The organism is Psychromicrobium lacuslunae (genome assembly GCF_000950575.1).
GTDB lineage: Bacteria > Actinomycetota > Actinomycetes > Actinomycetales > Micrococcaceae > Renibacterium > Renibacterium lacuslunae.
Window position 1 is genome coordinate 1667056 of the sequence record NZ_CP011005.1, and the last position, 16891, is coordinate 1683946.

Here is a 16891-nt window from a genome sequence, read left to right on the forward strand (position 1 = left end):
ACAAACGGCTAGCCGTTATCGACGCTTCTTGCGCTTATTATTTGGCTTATTTGTTTTGCGCGCAGAAGGCGGCGGGTTAGTTCCACCGGAACGGCGTTCCACGTGCGTTTCCGCTTCACCTGAGGCATCTGGTGCGGTGAACTGCAGTTGATTTGGTCGCTCGGGAGCTTCCAAGCCCGGGGCAGAGATCACCGGGTGCTGCGTTGCAGCATCGCGTTCCTCCGTTTCCTCCGCAGAGGAGGTTTCCGCGCCAGACACTCGGTCGAGCAGGGCGGCAGGCTGTTCAGCTTGCACACCGACTGAAGCCGCCGGCGCTTGTTCAACCTGAACCTCCAGATTGAACAGGAAGCCGACGCTCTCCTCCCGGATGGCACCCATCATGGTCTGGAAAAGCGCAAAACCTTCACGCTGGTACTCAACTAGCGGATCCCGCTGCGCCATCGCCCGCAGGCCGATGCCTTCCTTCAGGTAGTCCATCTCGTAAAGATGTTCCTGCCACTTGCGGCCGACCACCGAGAGCACCACTCGACGCTCCAGTTCGCGCATAGTTTCCGAGCCCAAAGTTTCCTCACGCTGCTGATAGGCCAGCCGGGCATCGGAGAGCACCTCAGTCTTCAGAACTTCCTGACTAATGCCGCCCTTGCCGCCAACTTCCTCAGCGATATCGTCAACCGTGATGCTAATCGGATACAGGGTACCAAGTTCGGCCCATAGCGCCTTGTAATCCCACTCCTCGCTATGTCCCTCAGCGGTAGCGCTATCGATCGTTTCGTTAATGGTGTCTTCCAGGAAGTGTTGGACCTTTTCGTGCAGATCATCGCCCTCGAGGATGCGACGCCGGTCACCGTAAATTGCTTCACGCTGACGGTTGAGCACATCGTCGTACTTGAGCACGTTCTTACGCTGTTCAGCGTTGCGCCCCTCAACCTGACCCTGCGCAGAGGCAATGGCTTTGGAAACCAGCTTGGACTCCAAAGCTGCGTCGTCAGGCATCACTGAACGACCCATCAAACGCTCAGCAGCACCGGAGTTGAACAACCGCATCAGATCATCGGTGAGCGAAAGGTAAAACCGCGATTCGCCCTTATCACCTTGACGCCCGGACCGGCCACGCAACTGGTTATCAATCCGTCGGGATTCGTGCCGTTCGGTGCCTAGCACGTAGAGGCCACCGAGCTCAATGATCTCTTCGTGCTCAGCCTCGGCCACCTTCTTGGCTTCTGCGTAGGCCTCGGCCCAAGCAGCCTCGTATTCCTCCGGAGTCTCCTCAGGGTTCAAGCCACGTTTGGCCAACTCGGCCACGGCGTTGAACTCAGCGTTTCCGCCGAGCATGATGTCGGTGCCGCGACCCGCCATATTGGTAGCCACCGTGACCGCACCCTTACGGCCAGCCTGGGCGACAATGGCAGCCTCCCGAGCGTGATTCTTCGCATTTAGCACCTCGTGCTTAATGCCCTTCTTAGCCAGTTGCTTGGAAAGGTATTCGCTCTTCTCCACACTGGTGGTACCGACCAAAACTGGCTGCCCCAGTTCATGTCGCTCGGCGATGTCCTCGACCACAGCGTCGAACTTCACCACTTCATTGCGGTACACCAGGTCTGGCTGATCGATACGAACCATCGGCTTATTGGTCGGGATCGGCACCACACCCAGGTTGTAGGTGCCCATGAATTCGGAAGCTTCGGTCTCGGCGGTGCCGGTCATCCCAGAGAGTTTTTCGTACAACCGGAAGTAGTTCTGCAAGGTGACCGTGGCCAAGGTCTGGTTTTCGGCCTTGATCTCAACACCCTCTTTGGCTTCGATCGCCTGGTGCATACCTTCGTTGTAACGCCGACCGGCCAGAATACGTCCGGTGTGCTCATCGACAATCAAAACTTCGCCGTCGAGAATCACATAGTCTTTATCGCGCTTGAAGAGCTCTTTCGCCTTAATGGCATTATTCAAGAAACCAATAAGCGGAGTATTAGCAGATTCATAGAGATTGCTAATGCCGAGGTAATCTTCGACCTTTTCAATGCCTGGTTCCAGCACGCCAACGGTGCGCTTCTTTTCGTCCACCTCGTAGTCGTCTTCAATATCGAGACGCAGCACCACCTTAGCGAACTCGCTGTACCAGCGATTCGCGTCACCGCTCGCCGGGCCCGAGATGATCAACGGAGTACGAGCCTCGTCAATCAGAATCGAGTCGACTTCATCGACGATGGCGAAATGGTGACCGCGTTGCACGAGCTCCTCGCTGCTCCAGGCCATATTGTCGCGCAAATAGTCGAAGCCAAATTCGTTATTCGTGCCGTAAGTAATATCCGCAGCGTATTGCTCCTTGCGGACGGCTGGCTCCTGCTGAGAGAGGATGCAGCCGCTGGTCAGGCCCATGAAACGGTGCACCCGACCCATCAGTTCGGATTGATAGCCAGCCAGGTAATCGTTAACCGTCACCACGTGCACGCCTTTGCCGCTCAGCGCATTGAGATACGCCGGCGCGGTGGCGACCAGCGTCTTGCCCTCACCGGTCTTCATTTCCGCGATATTGCCGAGGTGCAAGGCAGCACCGCCCATCAGCTGAACGTCGAACTGACGCATCCCCAAAGTGCGGAAAGAACCTTCACGGACCGCGGCGAAAGCCTCCGGGAGCAAGTCGTCAAGTGATTCGCCGTCGGCATGCCGCGCCTTGAGCTTGTCGGTCTCCTCACGCAATTCCGCGTCGGTGAAAGTCTGAAAGGACTCCTCCAGCGCATTGATCGCGTCTGTATAGACATGCAGGCGCTTCAAAATCTTGCGATCGCCCGTACGGAGAACTCGTTCAAGCAGTGATGGCACTTTCCATACTCCTGTTTGCTTCGGCAGCTTTTGGAGTCCTGGCCGGACTCCAGCGTGATTAGTCTACGTGAGTCACGTGCCACAGAGCACACGGGTTCCCGCAGAGCGAATTTCATGGTCAGTTCATCGGATTCGCCATCATCCGAATAACCATGGATTTAGCGGATCTGAGCATGCCCAGCCATTGAATTATTGCAATTCTTCGACTAGCCCAATAACGACTCCGGTCAAGTCCCGGATGTAACAATAGCGATACAGGTCTTGTACTGGACGACTTCAGCGACCAATTCCGCACCGTGGGTAGGTGATCTCTCGAGGGTGGCGAAAACTCGACGGGTCGCCCCAGTTGATTAGTCGACGCCCAGTGAGCTGGCGACCGCCCGTTTGAGTGCCGGGGCGAGGTCGCCCAGTTCTTCAACCACCACCTGCTCGACTCCTAGCCAACGCGCCATCAACGCAAGTTCCGCAGCAAGTTCGCTCGCAGTATCGCCGGGGGCGTCGGGCTCGGCGAAGGCGGTACGCACCAGAAGCCGACCAGACTGCCTGTCGACTTTCAGATCAACACGGGCGACTAACCGATCTCGCAGTAAGAAGGGTAAGACATAGTAACCATGCAATCGCTTTTCAGCCGGGGTATAAATACCGATCCGATAGTGGAAATCGAACAGATCAAGAAGCCTGCGGCGCTCGAACACCAGGGAGTCAAAGGGGCTCAACAGCGCCCTGGCCCGCGACTGTCGCGGCCGGACTGCTTCCTGATGCAGGTAAAGTTCCGACTTCCAGCCCTTCACCTGCACCGACTCAAGCACTCCCTCAGCTTGCAGTTCGGCGACCGCCTGAGCGCTCGGCTTGACCGGCAACCTGAAGTAATCAGCAAAACAACGCACGGTGCCAATGCCATGCGCCCGTGCTGAGGCCTCGATCAGGCGTTTGAGCCCCTGTTGACGTTCTGTCGGGAGCTGAGAAACCTCCCGGTACACCTTCTCCGCGAGGGTATACCGTCGCTCAAACTGATCGTTTCGCCCAGCCACACTGATCTGTCCAGCGATGAAGAGCTTCTCTAAAACCTGCTTTACCGGATTCCAGTTCCAGCCCCAATTGTCTTTCGACACCTGAGATTGCTGCCCCAGCCTTCCAGTCACTTGGCGCGCGGTGAGCGGCCTAGCGTTCGCCAGCAACGCTAGAATGCGTGGTGCGAGAGTCTTTTCCTGTTCTGAACCCAGGGGGTTATTGCCAACCCAGCTACGGCGCTGCCAAGGCAATAAATCGGCAAAATGCTCGGGCTTGATAAAACTTGCCTCATGGGCCCAGTACTCCACCATTTTCCGTGGATGTTGCTGAGCCATTCTATTTAGCGCTTCTCGATCATAGTTCCCGAGGCGGGCGAAAAAGGGCAAGTAGTGGCTGCGGGAAAGCACATTGACCGAGTCAATCTGAACCAGCTGGAGCCGGTCGAAGGTGTTGCTAATCGCTCTACTGCTTACTGGCCCGGTGGGCTTTCCTCGAGCCAGCCCTTGCGCCGCGATGGCAATCCGTCGAGCTTGGGCCATGCTCAGAGAGGCTGATGTTGGCGCTGCAGTCATAAAAAAATCATAGGGGTTATTGCGGACGATTTGAGTCCGCAATAACCCCTATGATTCAACTGTTTCTAGGATGCAACCGTCCGGTCATCTGAGCGGTAGGCCAGGATCTGTTCTGCCGGGGCAGATTCTTCGGTGCAATCGGCGTCCAAGGTGATCACGCCGTAAGTCCAACCGCGGCGGCGGTACACCACAGACGGAGCGTTAGTCTCGGCGTCCACGAAAAGGTAGAAATCGTGCCCCACCAGTTCCATATTGTCCACCGCGTCGTCAACCGTCATCGCGGCAGCTGGGAAAACTTTTCGACGGATCAGAACCGGAGAATCGCCGGCCGGAATATCGTTGTCGATCTCATAGGGTGAGCGCTCCGCTTGCTCTGCTTTCGCTTCCTCCTGGACCAGCGCAATCGGCCCGGTACCGACGGGTTCCAGACCTGCGGTCGCTTCGCTGACCGCAATCGGAGTGTGCCTGCCGTGATGAATCTTCTTTCGGTCTTTGACTCTGCGAAGTCGCTCCAGAAGCTTTCCGTAGGCGACATCGAAGGCAGCGAATTTATCCGCGGCGTGAGCTTCGGCCCGAATCACTGCTCCACGGCCTTGCACAGTGAGTTCAACGGTGAGCTGAGGATCAGCAGTACGTGCATTGCTCTGCTTAGACACTTTTGCGTCAATGCGTTGGACCTTTTCCGCGAGGTGTTCGAGCTTGGAGATTTTTTCCGAAGCGTATTCACGGAACCGGTCTGAGACGGTGAGATTGCGGCCGCTGATCATGAATTCCATAGTGCCCTCCACGTGACGAAAGTGACGCGGCGGCCGGCTTCTGGATCCTGCTTAGCAGACCGCCGACGGGTCTTTTCCCTTTGATGGGTACCCGTTAACTCACGTTAGTTCAAAGCGTGTCGTTATTCACCCTTTTGAGGCGAATTATTTTCTGGGAATCCTCTGTATCTTCACCTGCTGGCCATCTTTGGCCCAACCTCTACTCAATGGTCTGCTGATATTTCGGCACAGCGGCCAGCACGATGGCGGCAACCACCGAGAGGCCAGCCTGCTCAAGGGCACGCTTAGCCTCCGCAAGGGTTGCTCCGGTGGTCATCACATCATCAACCAGCAGACACTGCGATCCCGCCCGGCGACGGCTCAGCCGGGCTGGCACCAGCATGCTGCCAGCGAGTCGGCGACGTCTCTGCCGCGCCGAAAGTCCAGGCTGAGCACTACCCCGGAAGCCCGCCCGCCAGGAGCGGCGGAGTAATTTTCTGACCGGTAGCTTGGTACCCGCCTGTCGCTGCAAGGCGGCGAGCAAGACCAGCAATGGATGGTATCCGCGGCGCCGATAAGCGGTACCGGTGCCCGGCACCGGTACCAAGAGTGGCAGGCCAGGTTGCCGGCCTGGCTTCCGCTGCATCATTGATCTACTGGGGAGCCCGGAGACTCCCTGTTCAAAAAAGCCTTCCGAATGAGCGATTTCTACTAGAGTCCGCCAGAGCGCTTGAGCTAGCGGCTTGGCCAAAGGTAGTGCCGAGTGGTTCTTAAAGGCCAAGATGACCCGGGCCAGGTGGTCGCGATACATCCCAGCCGCTAGCACCGTCATTGGAACAGCCCCGGCATTGCTGACGATCTGGGCCGAACTGAGCGATTCGGCGAGCATCTCGGCTCTGACCGGGAACCGAGTCGCCCTGCTCAACGCGCGGTGACAATCTGAGCAGAGCACAACGGCCGGCCGCTCACAGCTCGCACACACCCTGGGGAAGACCAGGTCCGCGACTGCCTCAGCGGCCTGGAGCAATTGATCAAAGAGCCACTGCCAACGGCCTCTTGGCTCAGCCCGATGTTGCGCGGAGCCCTTGGCTGCCTCCTCAGCTCCGCTGTTTTCTGCCAATATCGCACCCGACATGTGCTCAGCCTGTCAGATCTCCCAGCCCCAGTCAGCCAGCTTCCCGATTTGCCGAATCGTTGTGAGGAACCAGCACCGAAATGGGGGGCGTCGAGACAACTAACCGGCGAAAGCTAAGTCTGAGATGCCCTTAGTCGGCAGCTCAGCCCATGAACCGGCCGAGGATTTATAGAGTGTACCTTTGGCATCCAGGGCGTATAGCTCGGTAATGCTGTTACCAACGCTGAGTTGCTGTAAACCCGTGAGGGTTGGCATCTGCGCCCCGTCTTGGGTCAGCTCAACATCGATCGGAGTGACCTCCTTCGCCCCCGGGGCGTAAAGCACAAAACTGCTCTCCCCGGCCCAGTAGCCTTCGCTGATTGCCGTGTTGCTGAGATAGATGGTGCTCGGATCAGTAAGGTCACGCGGCGCGCTCTCAGCGGTGGTGTCTTGGCGGAGGATACCGGTCAACTGCACTCGACTCTGACCGTTGGCGGTGGAAACTACCAACGCTCGAGTGCCGTCCCGGGAAATTCGGAAGGAATTTACGGTTCTTCCCTTGAGCCAGTCGATGTTAAGCACTACCACTGGGTTCTGATTTGTTCCTTGTCCACCCGGATGGCTCGCATAAACATTTCCACTGCCGTCACCGGCAGCTGTCCATACCCAATTACTGGGTGAGAAGGACGGGGTGCTGAGTTTCGTTGCACTGACCGGCTTGACTACCGTTTGCCCGGGCGCGATGGTGTATAGCGAGGAGCCGGTCGCATTGAGGAAGGCCACCGCACCGCCATCGGCGAAAAGCCGATAGCTCTGCGCAGGGTTGCTCGGTTCCAACTGCGCCACCGAAGCAACACCAGCAATCGGACCGATCACATTTCCGTCCAGGTAGGCCAGGTCATTATTCGAGATGCCAATCAGCCGCCCACTCACCGCAGGCGGTTTTAGCTTGTCAGCAGGTTGTGGATCAGAGCCCAACACTATCTGGTCCGAACCCGCCCGCATCCGAACCCCGGTGACGGTATTCAAACCGCCCTGCAAGGTCGCCAAGAGTTGAGTTTGCATTTGCAATTTGGTGCTCGGCGAGGCATCCAGCAGTGGTTTGGCGGAGATGTCCACGGTAGCGATTGAATTCTCAATCGGCACGGTGGGAGATTCCAAGCGAATGCTATCCGGGAAGGCGCTGGCCACTGCGCCGCGCAAATAGTTCGCCGGGCCATCTAGCAAAGCCTTCACGATGCTGATTGCCACAGAGTCCCCCTTGCCGGGAAGCCACCTGACATCGGGGACTAAATAGCTGAATCCCGGATCGTAAAAATAAAGCGCGTAATGCTTGAAAAGGTCAGTAAAGAGATTGGTGGCGAGCGCGATGCCATCGGGCAGGGAGTCGATCCGCCATTCCCCGGCGACTTTCACCAAATTGAATTTCAAGGACTCGACCGCACCGGGAGCCGAGGGGGTGCGCACACCGGTGGAGTCGACAATAGATTGCACTTTGAGATTCGCGCTCACCGCACCACTATTGCCGCTGGTCACGATCTCCGGCGACTCTGAATACACCACGGTACGCTGCCCGCTCTTCCAGGAAGCCTCTGCGGCGCTGGTCAAATACTTCCGGGCAACCTGGAAATTATTACCGACCCCGGTGGCTGCGTTGAGAAAGCCCACTACGATACCGCGCTGGTCAGCGTCCGGCGCCGGAGGCTGCTCGCTGTAGCCGATATTGAGATTATCGGAGCCTGAACTTGGGCTGTTCTGGACCTGACCCACCGCGCCGCCGGTGGGGATGCCAGCGCAACCGGCCAGGGCCAGAACCAATAGCGTCAAGACAGCGATCATTCGCTGTGCACTACTTCTCATCGGAACTCCCCACTGCCTTGAGCGACTCATCAAATTCCAGCAGCTCTGGCGCTAATTGCGTTGGATCTTCCTCGGGTGGCAGGTTCACCGGTGAGTGATCGACAACGATATTTCGGCGGCGCGGCAAGGTGAGACGGAAGCATGAGCCTTCGCCGGGACGCGCCCACACCTCGAGCTTGCCATGGTGGAGATGGCTGTCCTCGGTGGCGATTGCCAGCCCAAGACCGCTACCACCGGTGGTTCTGGCCCGCGCCGGATCGGCCCGCCAGAAACGGTCGAAGACCCGGCTGAGCACCTCTTGATCCATCCCGATTCCATGATCCCGGACGGCAATACCGACTACTTCAGCATCGGCGGCGACAAAGATTTCCACCGGTTTCTTCTCACCGTGTTCTAAAGCATTTACGATCAGATTGCGCAAAATTCGCTCGATCCGTCGCGAGTCCATCTCCAGCACGCAATGGTCGCCTTCGACGGCCGAGACCACTGTCATGGTGGAACCGATCTGATCTGCCAGTGGTTGAGCGGCATCAATCACTCGATCAATCACGCTAAACAGGTCTTGAGACTCCCAGTCCAGCACCGCAGCACCCGCGTCGAACCTGGATATCTCCAATAGATCAGCCAGCAAGTCTTGGAATCTTTCGACTTGGTGGTACATCAGCTCCGCCGATCGACGATTGACCGGATCGAAGGAATCCCGTGACTCATAAAGCACTTCGGCAGCCATCCGCACCGTAGTGAGCGGGGTGCGCAATTCATGTGAGACATCGGAGACGAAGTTACGCTGCATCTGCGACAGTGAGGCGAGCTGGTTGATCTGGTCTTGCAAGGCGGTAGCCATCTTATTAAAGGAGTCAGCTAGTCTGGCGACCTCATCCTCACCCCGAGCATTCATCCGCTCCTGCAACTCGCCGGCGGCCAGCTTCTCCGCGACCAAAGCGGCCTGGCTCACCGGTTGCACCACGTTCCGAGTGACGTACCAGGTGATTCCGCCGATCAGTAACAAGATCGCCGCTCCGGATATCCAGAGCACCGACTGGATATAGTTCAGGGTGTCCTGGGTCTTATTGAGGTCGAAGACCAAATACAGTTCGTAGCTGGTACCTACCAGGTCCACCTTGCCACCCATGGCAAGCGCCGGGTGGCTACCTTTGTCGTCCACCGGCAGGGCAATTGACTTCCAAAATAATTCGGATTTCGAGCTTCCTCGAACTGAGCTACGCAAATCGTCGGGCAGGATGGCGGGAGTTATTGAGCCATTCTCAGCACTGGTAATCGAGGTCGCCAGTGCTAGCTGGCTGTTCTGGCCAGGCACCAGCACCAACAAGTAACCACGGTTGGTATCCGGGGTGTCTCCGCTGAGATCTTTCAAAACTCCCTGCGCCAGCCCGACCAAGCCCGCCTTATCTGTCACTTGCAGACTATTGGTGCCATCGAATTTGTTTTGCACCCTAGCCACGCTGCGTTTGGCTTCAGCGGTGGCCTGCTCTAACCGTTCCTGGAATAAACCATTGGCAATTTGATTAGACAGGAAGATACCGACGCCGCCAACGGTGAGAAAGGTCACCAACAAGGTGACCAAGACGGTGCGGAATTGCATGGATCGGCGCCATCGGCCAATGGCCCAACCGTATTCACGCTTCAGCAGCGTGGATAGCGCGGCCCATCCCTTGCTGATCAACGCTTTCAGTCGAGAGAGCAGCCCAGCCATCTTCACCAGCCTACTGACCAGCCTTGTATCCCACTCCACGCACAGTCTGCACTACCTCGGGAGCTTCCGGGTCAATTTCAATCTTGGAGCGCAGCCGCTGCACGTGGACATTCACCAGACGTGTGTCCGCGGCGTGCCGATATCCCCAAACCTGTTCTAGCAGCAGTTCTCTAGTGAACACCTGCCAAGGCTTGCGAGCCAGCGCGACTAACAGATCGAACTCAAGAGGGGTGAGCGAGATGCGCTCTTGTCCCCTGGTCACCAGGTGTCCAGCGACGTCGATGGTGATATCTGCAATGCTCAATGTTTCGGGGGTTTTCACCTCGCCCGGCCGGAGCCTGGCCCGTACTCGAGCAACCAGCTCGGCGGGCTTGAAAGGCTTCGGCACATAGTCATCAGCCCCGGACTCCAAGCCACGCACCACATCTGAGGTGTCAGCCTTCGCGGTCAGCATCACAATTGGTAGATCAGACTCCGCGCGGATCAGCCGACAAACCTCGATGCCGTCCAGCCCGGGAAGCATCAGGTCTAGCAGTACTAAGTCTGGCTTTCCAGCCCGGAACGCCTCGAGAGCCTGGGACCCATCGGCACAGAAAAACGGCTCGAATCCATCATTACGCAAAACGATGCCGATCATCTCAGAAAGAGCTTCGTCGTCGTCCACGACCAAAATACGTGCCTTCATAACTCTATACTCGCTTATCCGGCTGTGTAATGTCCCATCGACCTGCCCAACAAAGAGTAATAGCGGTGATATATCCTTTCCCCGGGCTAACTGGGTAGGCTAAGAGCAATCGCAGAAAAGATTGAGGGAATGCCGCGAAGTGTTCCGTTGAGAACCCGAAAGGTCCACGATGTCTCAGCAGGGCTATCCCCCGCCTTCAGACCCCGCGGGGAATGGTGCCACCGAGCCGCCTAGGTACGATTCGAACCAAGCACCCGCTGCTGGCCTACCTGCTCATTGGCCTGACTCAGGGCAGAACGGACCGACTCAGCCAATCCAGCCGGCGGCGCCACAAGCTCAGTCACAGTGGGGTCAACAAGCCCAATGGGGCCAGCAACCCCAATGGGGTCAACAAGCGCAATGGGGTCAACAAGCCCAGTGGGGGCAGCAAGCACCGCCGCAATGGGCCGCTCAGCCGATGGCTGGTCAGCAGCAGTACATCGCACCACCCAAGCCGGGCGTGATTCCGTTGCGGCCGCTGAGCCTCGGCGAGATTTTAGATGGCGCTTTCCAAGCTGCCCGTCGCAATGGTAAGGCTATGTTCGGTTCTGCGCTGCTGTTGCAGGCAGGCAGCACCCTGCTCCAAATTCTGATTCTCATCCTGGTGGCGGGCGCCTCGTTCACCTCTTTCCTCAGCCTGCTGGGCGATCTGAGCTACCGCACGGGAAGCCAGTTTGGTAGCGCCGAGGCCGGTGAGCTCAGCTCGATGCTGATTAGCTTCTCCATCGCGGTGTCGATCTCTGCCTTTGTCACAGTGATCGGCACCATGATTTTGCAAGGTGTCTTGGTCATTCCGGTATTGCGTGCCACCGTCAATCGCCGAACTACCTTCAAACAGATGTGGCGGCTCGCCAAGCCAAAAATTGGGACCTTAGTACTGCTCGCCCTGCTCTATTCGGCTGCCTCGATTCTGTTGATCGTGGTTTTCGGCTCGATCATTGGGGTGCTGATTATCACCATTGGCGTGATCAGCGTTCCCATTGCTTTGCTATTAGGACTTGGCCTCGCGGTGCTGGTGATCTGGGTGGTTGCCAAGTTACTGGTTGCTCCCGCTGTGGTGATCGTCGAGCGGGTCGGGGTCTTCCAGGCGATCAAACGCTCCTGGCACCTCACCAACGGCCATTGGTGGCGAACTTTCGGCACCTACATCCTCGCGCAAATTATTGTGGGATTCATTTCTGGCATCATCTCCACCCCCATCGGCATCCTCTTTGCTTTGTTGATACCCTTGATCAACCCCAATATGAACCCCTCGGATGCGGTGGCGGCGGCACTGATCGCCAACCTTGCCGCTTCCTTGCTGAGCAATGTCATCGCCGCCGTCGCCTACGCCTTCCAAACTGGGGTGTTGGCTCTGATCTACACGGATTTGAGAATCCGCCGCGAAGGTTTCGATCTGACCTTGCTCAAGGAGCTGGAAACGGCTACCGAGGAGAACCCTGACGGTATTCCCGGTGCCCCTTCAGATCTTTTCAACACTGCCTCGGCACGCTGATGAGGTTCTTCGACGCACCGGTCTCGCCGGACGCTGAACAAGCCAGGAAATGGGCGATCGACGAATTGGCCAAACGGCAATATCAGGATGCCCAACCTGGGCTGGCCGAGCGACTGATGAAAATTGTCTCTGATTTCTTCAACTCATTATTGAACGGCCTCTCCGGGGCTCTACACATTGATAATGGCTTGGCTGGACTGCTGCTGGTGTTGGTGCCGTTGATAGTGATCGGGTTGATTATTTTCTTGGTCCGGCCCCGGCTGCTCCGGCGACAGCAGCATGAGGATGCTGAAATCTTCGAGGTCGACAGCTCGCTCTCAGCAGCTGAGCATCGTCAACGCGCCGCTCAGGCTGCAACGGCTGGGGACTACGACAGTGCCATCACCGAACTCTTCCGAGCCATTGTCCGGGCCGCCGAAGAACGAGTGGTGATCGATCCGCAACCGGGTCGCACCGCCGAGGAAGTTACGCTGAAACTGGTTGCCGCTTTCCCGTCCGAGAGCCAACCACTCTGGCGCACGGCCCGACTTTTCAATCAGATCCGCTATTCGGAGCGAAAATCTGCTCAAAGCATGGCGAGCGAAGCGGACTATCAGGAGCTGCGCAGGCTTGATCAGTCCTTGCTGGACTCGCAACCCGCGGAAGGTAGTACCGCTCAACTCGAATGGGTGGGCCCACAATGAGCATCTCACCTGCTGCCACTGAAGCCGCCGAAGCCGCTGCAGCCACTGAAGCCACTACAGAGGAAAAAACCACTGAAGCCGATGGCACATCAATCGGCACCTCATGGCAGCGCTTCACTCGCTGGCTGCGTAAGTGGCGTTTTTGGCTAATAGTCAGCGCAATTTTCCTGCTCGTGCTGGCGATAAGTTTGGCTGGCGCGCTCGGATCTGCGAGTAAGTCGGCAGCTCGGCTTTCTCCGATCAATGCTGCCCCTGCCGGAGCAATGGCGGCAGCCGAGGTGCTCAAACAACAGGGCATTAAGGTGCAGCCCAGCGATAACCTGGAAAGCACTTTGCAAGCGGTGGCAGCGCAAGGGGCCTCATCCTCCACTGTCCTGCTTTACGACCCCAAGTTACTGCTCTCTTCCGAACAGCTCAGCAAGCTCAAGCAGAGCGGAGCTCGAATCGTGGTGATCAGCCCGGGGCCGTTAGCGCTGCAGGCGCTTAGCTCGGAGATTACCTCGGCTGGTTTTTACAGTGTGGGCAGTGATCATCAAGGCGATGAGGTAGCGGCAAAATGCTCCAATCAGGATGCTTTGGCTGCCGGAAAAATTGATGGTGAGCAAGCTGCGCTCTACTCAGGGCCGACCGTCTGTTTTAGCACCGATGACTCTCCGTCCGAGAAATCTGAGCCGAGCAAAAACACCGAGAAAACTGGGCAGTTCGCGCAAAGCGCTGATCAGCAGCTGACGGTGATCGGAAACGCTGATATTTTCAGTAATGCGCGGCTGGCACATAGCGGGAATGCAGCTTTGGTTTTCCGCTTACTCGGGCATAATCAACAGTTAGTTTGGTACCTCCCCTCGGCCAAAGATCTACCGGTCAGCGCGGAGCGACCCTCGCTGAATTCACTACAGCCGGCTTGGTTGGTGCCGGTCAGTGTTTGGCTGGTCATCGTGGCGATCCTGGCGATGTTCTGGAAGGGGCGTCGGGACGGGCCACTGGTTGAAGAGCCATTGCCAGTCATTGTCAAAGCCTCAGAGACGGCAACTGGACGCGCCCGACTGTATCAGGATGGTCGGGCCTTAGACCGAGCCTCGGCAAGCCTGAGAGCAGCAACCCTGCAACGCCTAGCCAGGAAATTGCGACTCGGTCCGGCGGCTAGCCGGGAGTCGATCGTACTCGCAGTGATCGCGCACAGTTCGCTGCCGGAACCGGAGATCCGCCGCATTCTGCTCCTCACCGAGCCCGGCAACGATTCGCAGTTCTTAGCTTGGTCCCAAGATTTAGCAGCCGTTGAAAAAGACCTAGAGAAGGAATACTGAACCATGAGTGAACAGCCCTATCCTGCTGCCAATCAACACTGGCCAACTGCCCCAAACCAGCCTGGCTTTGCACCAGCGGCACCAGTTCCTCCGGCGGCCCAAACAGCAACCGCGCCGGCCCATGATGACTCGGCCAGGGCGGCTTTACTCGCGGTTCGCACCGAGGTGGCTAAGGCCGTGGTCGGTCAGGATTCCACCGTGACCGGAATCCTGATCGCGCTACTGGCTCGTGGTCATGTGCTGCTTGAGGGCGTACCCGGCGTCGCTAAGACCCTTTTAGTCAGGGCGCTGTCGACCGCGCTGAGCTTGGACACCAAGCGTGTCCAGTTCACCCCGGATCTGATGCCCGGCGATGTCACCGGCTCACTAATCTACGATGCGCACAGTTCGGAATTCACCTTCCGCGAAGGTCCAGTCTTCACCAATATTTTGCTGGCCGATGAAATCAACCGAACCCCACCGAAGACTCAGGCTTCGCTGCTGGAGGCGATGGAAGAGCGTCAAGTTTCCGCCGACGGGGTCACTCGCCCGCTGCCGGTGCCCTTTATTGTCGCGGCAACCCAGAATCCGGTGGAGTACGAAGGAACCTATCCGTTGCCCGAGGCTCAACTCGATCGTTTTCTGCTCAAGCTCAGCATGCCCTTACCCAACCGAGATGAGGAAATTGAGGTGGTGCGACGCCACAGTCTGGGCTTCGATCCTCGGGATCTGGCAGCGGCTGGCGTCCGACCAGTAGCTGGAATCGCTGAGTTGGACCTGGCCAGGCAAGCTATCTCGGCGGTGGAAATCTCCGCTGAGGTGCTCTCCTACATCGTCGATATCGTTCGAGCCACCCGCTCTGCACCCTCCTTCCAGCTCGGAGTCTCGCCTCGTGGCGCCACTGCCTTATTGAACACTTCGCGGGTTTGGGCCTGGCTATCCGGCCGTAGCTTCGTCACCCCGGATGACGTCAAAGCGCTCAGCCTACCCGCGCTGCGTCACCGGGTGGGGCTACGACCGGAAGCGCAGATGGACGGCGTTCAAGTCGATGATGTGCTGGCCAGCATTCTGGCTACCGTTCCGGTCCCCCGCTAGGAAGCGTCGAAATGGTCATTACCGGGCGATTGGTGCTGCTGGCTCTTCTTGGCCTGATCCCCATCGTGCTTTTCCCGCAGCCGGTCACCATACTCTGCTGGGTCGCGCTACTGATAGTGGTTTTTCTGCTGGACTTCTTGCTGGCCGCCTCGCCACGAGGGCTGCGCTTCGCCCGTCAATTACCGGAGTCGGTGCGACTTGATGAAAGTTGCCTAAGCACCTTGGTGATCGCCAATAATGGTAAGCGACGCCTGCGAGCGCTGGTTCGTGACGGTTGGCAGCCCTCGGCGGGGGCGGCTAATCCACGGCAGAAGCTTGACCTTCCGGCACAGCAGCGACGCCGGCTCACTGTTTCGCTGCGGCCCCGTCGTCGCGGAGATCTCTCCAGCCAGCAGGTCACTGTCCGTTCCTTCGGCCCGCTCGGGGTCGCTGCCCGGCAACTCACCGTAACCGTACCGGGCAGGCTGCGAGTCTTGCCGCCGTTTCGCTCGAAACGACATCTGCCCTCGAAGTTACGTCGACTTCGCGAACTGGATGGCCGAGCGGCAGTTCAGATCCGTGGCGCCGGTACCGAATTTGACTCACTGCGGGACTACGTCAGGGGTGATGATGTGCGCTCCATTGACTGGCGGGCTACCGCACGGCGGCAGGCGGTGGTGGTCAGGACCTGGCGCCCCGAGCGGGACCGCCGGGTCGTCATCGTGATGGACACCTCACGCACCTCAGCCGCCCGGATCGATGACGAACCCAGGCTTGATACCGAAATTGAGGCCGCGCTACTGCTGTCCGTGTTGGCAGATCGTGGCGGCGATCGGGTCGACTTCTTAGCCTTCGATCGGCGCGCCCGAGCCCGGGTGGCCTCGAGCCATAAAGGTAACTTACTCTCCGCCCTAGTGCAGGCAATGGCACCGCTGGACTCCGAGTTGATCGAGATGGACTGGACTCAAATTCCAGCCCAAGTGAGGGCGATTTCGGCTCATCGCTCACTCGTGGTGTTGCTCACCTCGCTCGACTCCGGAGCCGCCGAAGAAGGCTTGATCCCGATGGTCAATCAGCTGAGTCAAAACCATCTGGTGGTCGTTGCCTCAGTCTTGGATCCCGTGCTCGGGGAGCTACGCGTGCAGCGCAGCAGCAGCACCGAGGTGTATCGGGCGGCTGCGGCAGAACGGGCCATCCTGGATCGTGCCGCGGTCACCGCTCAGCTCAGACAGGCCGGTGCCGAGGTCGTCGATGCCAACCCTGCCGAGCTGCCACCAAAGCTTGCCGATATGTACATTCGACTCAAAGCGGCGGGCCGGCTATAACTTCGCGATCCTGCGCTCAGGGTGAACAGGCTACCGCCGGGTTCAGCACGAAACTAGGCTGGGCTGAGAAGCTCGGGAGGAACGGTATGTCTGAACCGCTATTACGCGAAGTCCACGGACTGTTATTGCGCCGTGCTCGGCTACGTCAGGGCAAGAAACTCGAGGAAGTCGCTGCGGCTGCTGGTATTTCAATGCAGTACCTTTCGGAGATAGAGCGTGGCCGTAAGGAACCGTCATCGGAAATTCTCGCCGCGGTCTGTCGGGGCCTGGGCAGCAATGTCTCGATGCTCACCAAAGCAGCTCACCGGCAATACCTTCAATACCTTCAATTACGCATCATTGACGGTGAGAACACAGGCGAGAGCACCGAGCTGCACGGTTTGCAAAGCGCCTCTCAGCAAACTCAGATCACCACCTTATTGCTGGCAGCCTGAGCTCGGTCACATGCTGCATTCGCGCTAGGT

The 16891-nt window shown here is 58.1% G+C and carries 13 protein-coding genes; 6 read left to right on the forward strand and 7 right to left on the reverse strand.

Annotated features, from left to right (window positions below):
- Positions 1-15: 15 nt before the first annotated feature.
- The 7 genes from secA to mtrA all read right to left on the reverse strand — a co-directional run bounded on the left by secA (position 16) and on the right by mtrA (position 10528).
- On the reverse strand, positions 16-2817 hold the full coding sequence (gene secA / locus UM93_RS07750; protein ID WP_045074804.1) for a preprotein translocase subunit SecA: 2802 nt from the start codon (positions 2815-2817) through the stop codon (positions 16-18).
- A gap of 350 nt (positions 2818-3167) precedes the next feature.
- Positions 3168-4400 (reverse strand): winged helix-turn-helix domain-containing protein, encoded by a 1233-nt coding sequence (locus UM93_RS07755; RefSeq protein ID WP_045074806.1) that lies wholly within the window; start codon positions 4398-4400, stop codon positions 3168-3170.
- 65 nt (positions 4401-4465) lie between these two features.
- Positions 4466-5176 carry a ribosome hibernation-promoting factor, HPF/YfiA family gene (gene hpf, locus UM93_RS07760; protein ID WP_045074807.1) on the reverse strand — a complete coding sequence of 237 codons (711 nt, stop codon included), beginning with the start codon at positions 5174-5176 and terminating at the stop codon, positions 4466-4468.
- 199 nt (positions 5177-5375) lie between these two features.
- Entirely contained in the window at positions 5376-6290 is a 915-nt protein-coding gene (locus tag UM93_RS07765) for a ComF family protein (protein WP_052663685.1), read from the reverse strand.
- Between the two features lie 99 nt (positions 6291-6389).
- On the reverse strand, positions 6390-8129 hold the full coding sequence (locus UM93_RS07770; RefSeq protein ID WP_162183377.1) for an LpqB family beta-propeller domain-containing protein: 1740 nt from the start codon (positions 8127-8129) through the stop codon (positions 6390-6392).
- On the reverse strand, positions 8119-9843 hold the full coding sequence (gene mtrB / locus UM93_RS07775; protein ID WP_045074810.1) for an MtrAB system histidine kinase MtrB: 1725 nt from the start codon (positions 9841-9843) through the stop codon (positions 8119-8121). The genes UM93_RS07770 and mtrB overlap by 11 nt, the downstream gene beginning before the upstream one ends.
- Positions 9844-9853: 10 nt before the next feature.
- On the reverse strand, positions 9854-10528 hold the full coding sequence (mtrA, locus tag UM93_RS07780; protein ID WP_045074812.1) for an MtrAB system response regulator MtrA: 675 nt from the start codon (positions 10526-10528) through the stop codon (positions 9854-9856).
- 169 nt (positions 10529-10697) lie between these two features.
- Between mtrA and UM93_RS07790 the strand changes: the two genes are divergently transcribed.
- The 6 genes from UM93_RS07790 to UM93_RS18055 all read left to right on the forward strand — a co-directional run bounded on the left by UM93_RS07790 (position 10698) and on the right by UM93_RS18055 (position 16861).
- Positions 10698-12062: a DUF7847 domain-containing protein gene (locus UM93_RS07790; RefSeq protein ID WP_157874120.1), complete on the forward strand. Its 1365-nt coding sequence runs from the start codon at positions 10698-10700 to the stop codon at positions 12060-12062.
- The gene (locus UM93_RS07795; RefSeq protein WP_045074816.1) at positions 12062-12745 is read left to right on the forward strand and encodes a DUF4129 domain-containing protein; all 684 of its coding nucleotides are present in this window, start codon (positions 12062-12064) and stop codon (positions 12743-12745) included. Before UM93_RS07790 ends, UM93_RS07795 begins: the two co-directional genes overlap by 1 nt.
- Positions 12742-14049 carry a DUF4350 domain-containing protein gene (locus UM93_RS07800; RefSeq protein WP_045074817.1) on the forward strand — a complete coding sequence of 436 codons (1308 nt, stop codon included), beginning with the start codon at positions 12742-12744 and terminating at the stop codon, positions 14047-14049. The genes UM93_RS07795 and UM93_RS07800 overlap by 4 nt, the downstream gene beginning before the upstream one ends.
- 3 nt (positions 14050-14052) lie before the next feature.
- A complete protein-coding gene (locus UM93_RS07805; RefSeq protein WP_045074818.1) occupies positions 14053-15123 on the forward strand; it encodes an AAA family ATPase in 1071 nt (356 codons plus the stop codon).
- Positions 15124-15134: 11 nt separating this feature from the next.
- Positions 15135-16427 carry a DUF58 domain-containing protein gene (locus UM93_RS07810; RefSeq protein ID WP_045074820.1) on the forward strand — a complete coding sequence of 431 codons (1293 nt, stop codon included), beginning with the start codon at positions 15135-15137 and terminating at the stop codon, positions 16425-16427.
- Positions 16428-16513: 86 nt separating this feature from the next.
- On the forward strand, positions 16514-16861 hold the full coding sequence (locus UM93_RS18055) for a helix-turn-helix domain-containing protein (protein ID WP_082057058.1): 348 nt from the start codon (positions 16514-16516) through the stop codon (positions 16859-16861).
- Positions 16862-16891 lie beyond the last annotated feature (30 nt).

Bases quoted from the DNA above. Each gene is read 5' to 3' on its own strand.
- UM93_RS07810 (WP_045074820.1), top strand. From the start codon at position 15,135: ATGGTCATTACCGGGCGATTGGTGCTGCTGGCTCTTCTTGGCCTGATC.
- UM93_RS07765 (WP_052663685.1), bottom strand. From the start codon at position 6,290: ATGTCGGGTGCGATATTGGCAGAAAACAGCGGAGCTGAGGAGGCAGCC.
- UM93_RS18055 (WP_082057058.1), top strand. From the start codon at position 16,514: ATGTCTGAACCGCTATTACGCGAAGTCCACGGACTGTTATTGCGCCGT.
- UM93_RS07795 (WP_045074816.1), top strand. From the start codon at position 12,062: ATGAGGTTCTTCGACGCACCGGTCTCGCCGGACGCTGAACAAGCCAGG.
- UM93_RS07800 (WP_045074817.1), top strand. From the start codon at position 12,742: ATGAGCATCTCACCTGCTGCCACTGAAGCCGCCGAAGCCGCTGCAGCC.
- UM93_RS07770 (WP_162183377.1), bottom strand. From the start codon at position 8,129: ATGAGAAGTAGTGCACAGCGAATGATCGCTGTCTTGACGCTATTGGTT.
- hpf (WP_045074807.1), bottom strand. From the start codon at position 5,176: ATGGAATTCATGATCAGCGGCCGCAATCTCACCGTCTCAGACCGGTTC.
- UM93_RS07755 (WP_045074806.1), bottom strand. From the start codon at position 4,400: ATGACTGCAGCGCCAACATCAGCCTCTCTGAGCATGGCCCAAGCTCGA.
- mtrB (WP_045074810.1), bottom strand. From the start codon at position 9,843: ATGGCTGGGCTGCTCTCTCGACTGAAAGCGTTGATCAGCAAGGGATGG.
- UM93_RS07790 (WP_157874120.1), top strand. From the start codon at position 10,698: ATGTCTCAGCAGGGCTATCCCCCGCCTTCAGACCCCGCGGGGAATGGT.
- UM93_RS07805 (WP_045074818.1), top strand. From the start codon at position 14,053: ATGAGTGAACAGCCCTATCCTGCTGCCAATCAACACTGGCCAACTGCC.
- mtrA (WP_045074812.1), bottom strand. From the start codon at position 10,528: ATGAAGGCACGTATTTTGGTCGTGGACGACGACGAAGCTCTTTCTGAG.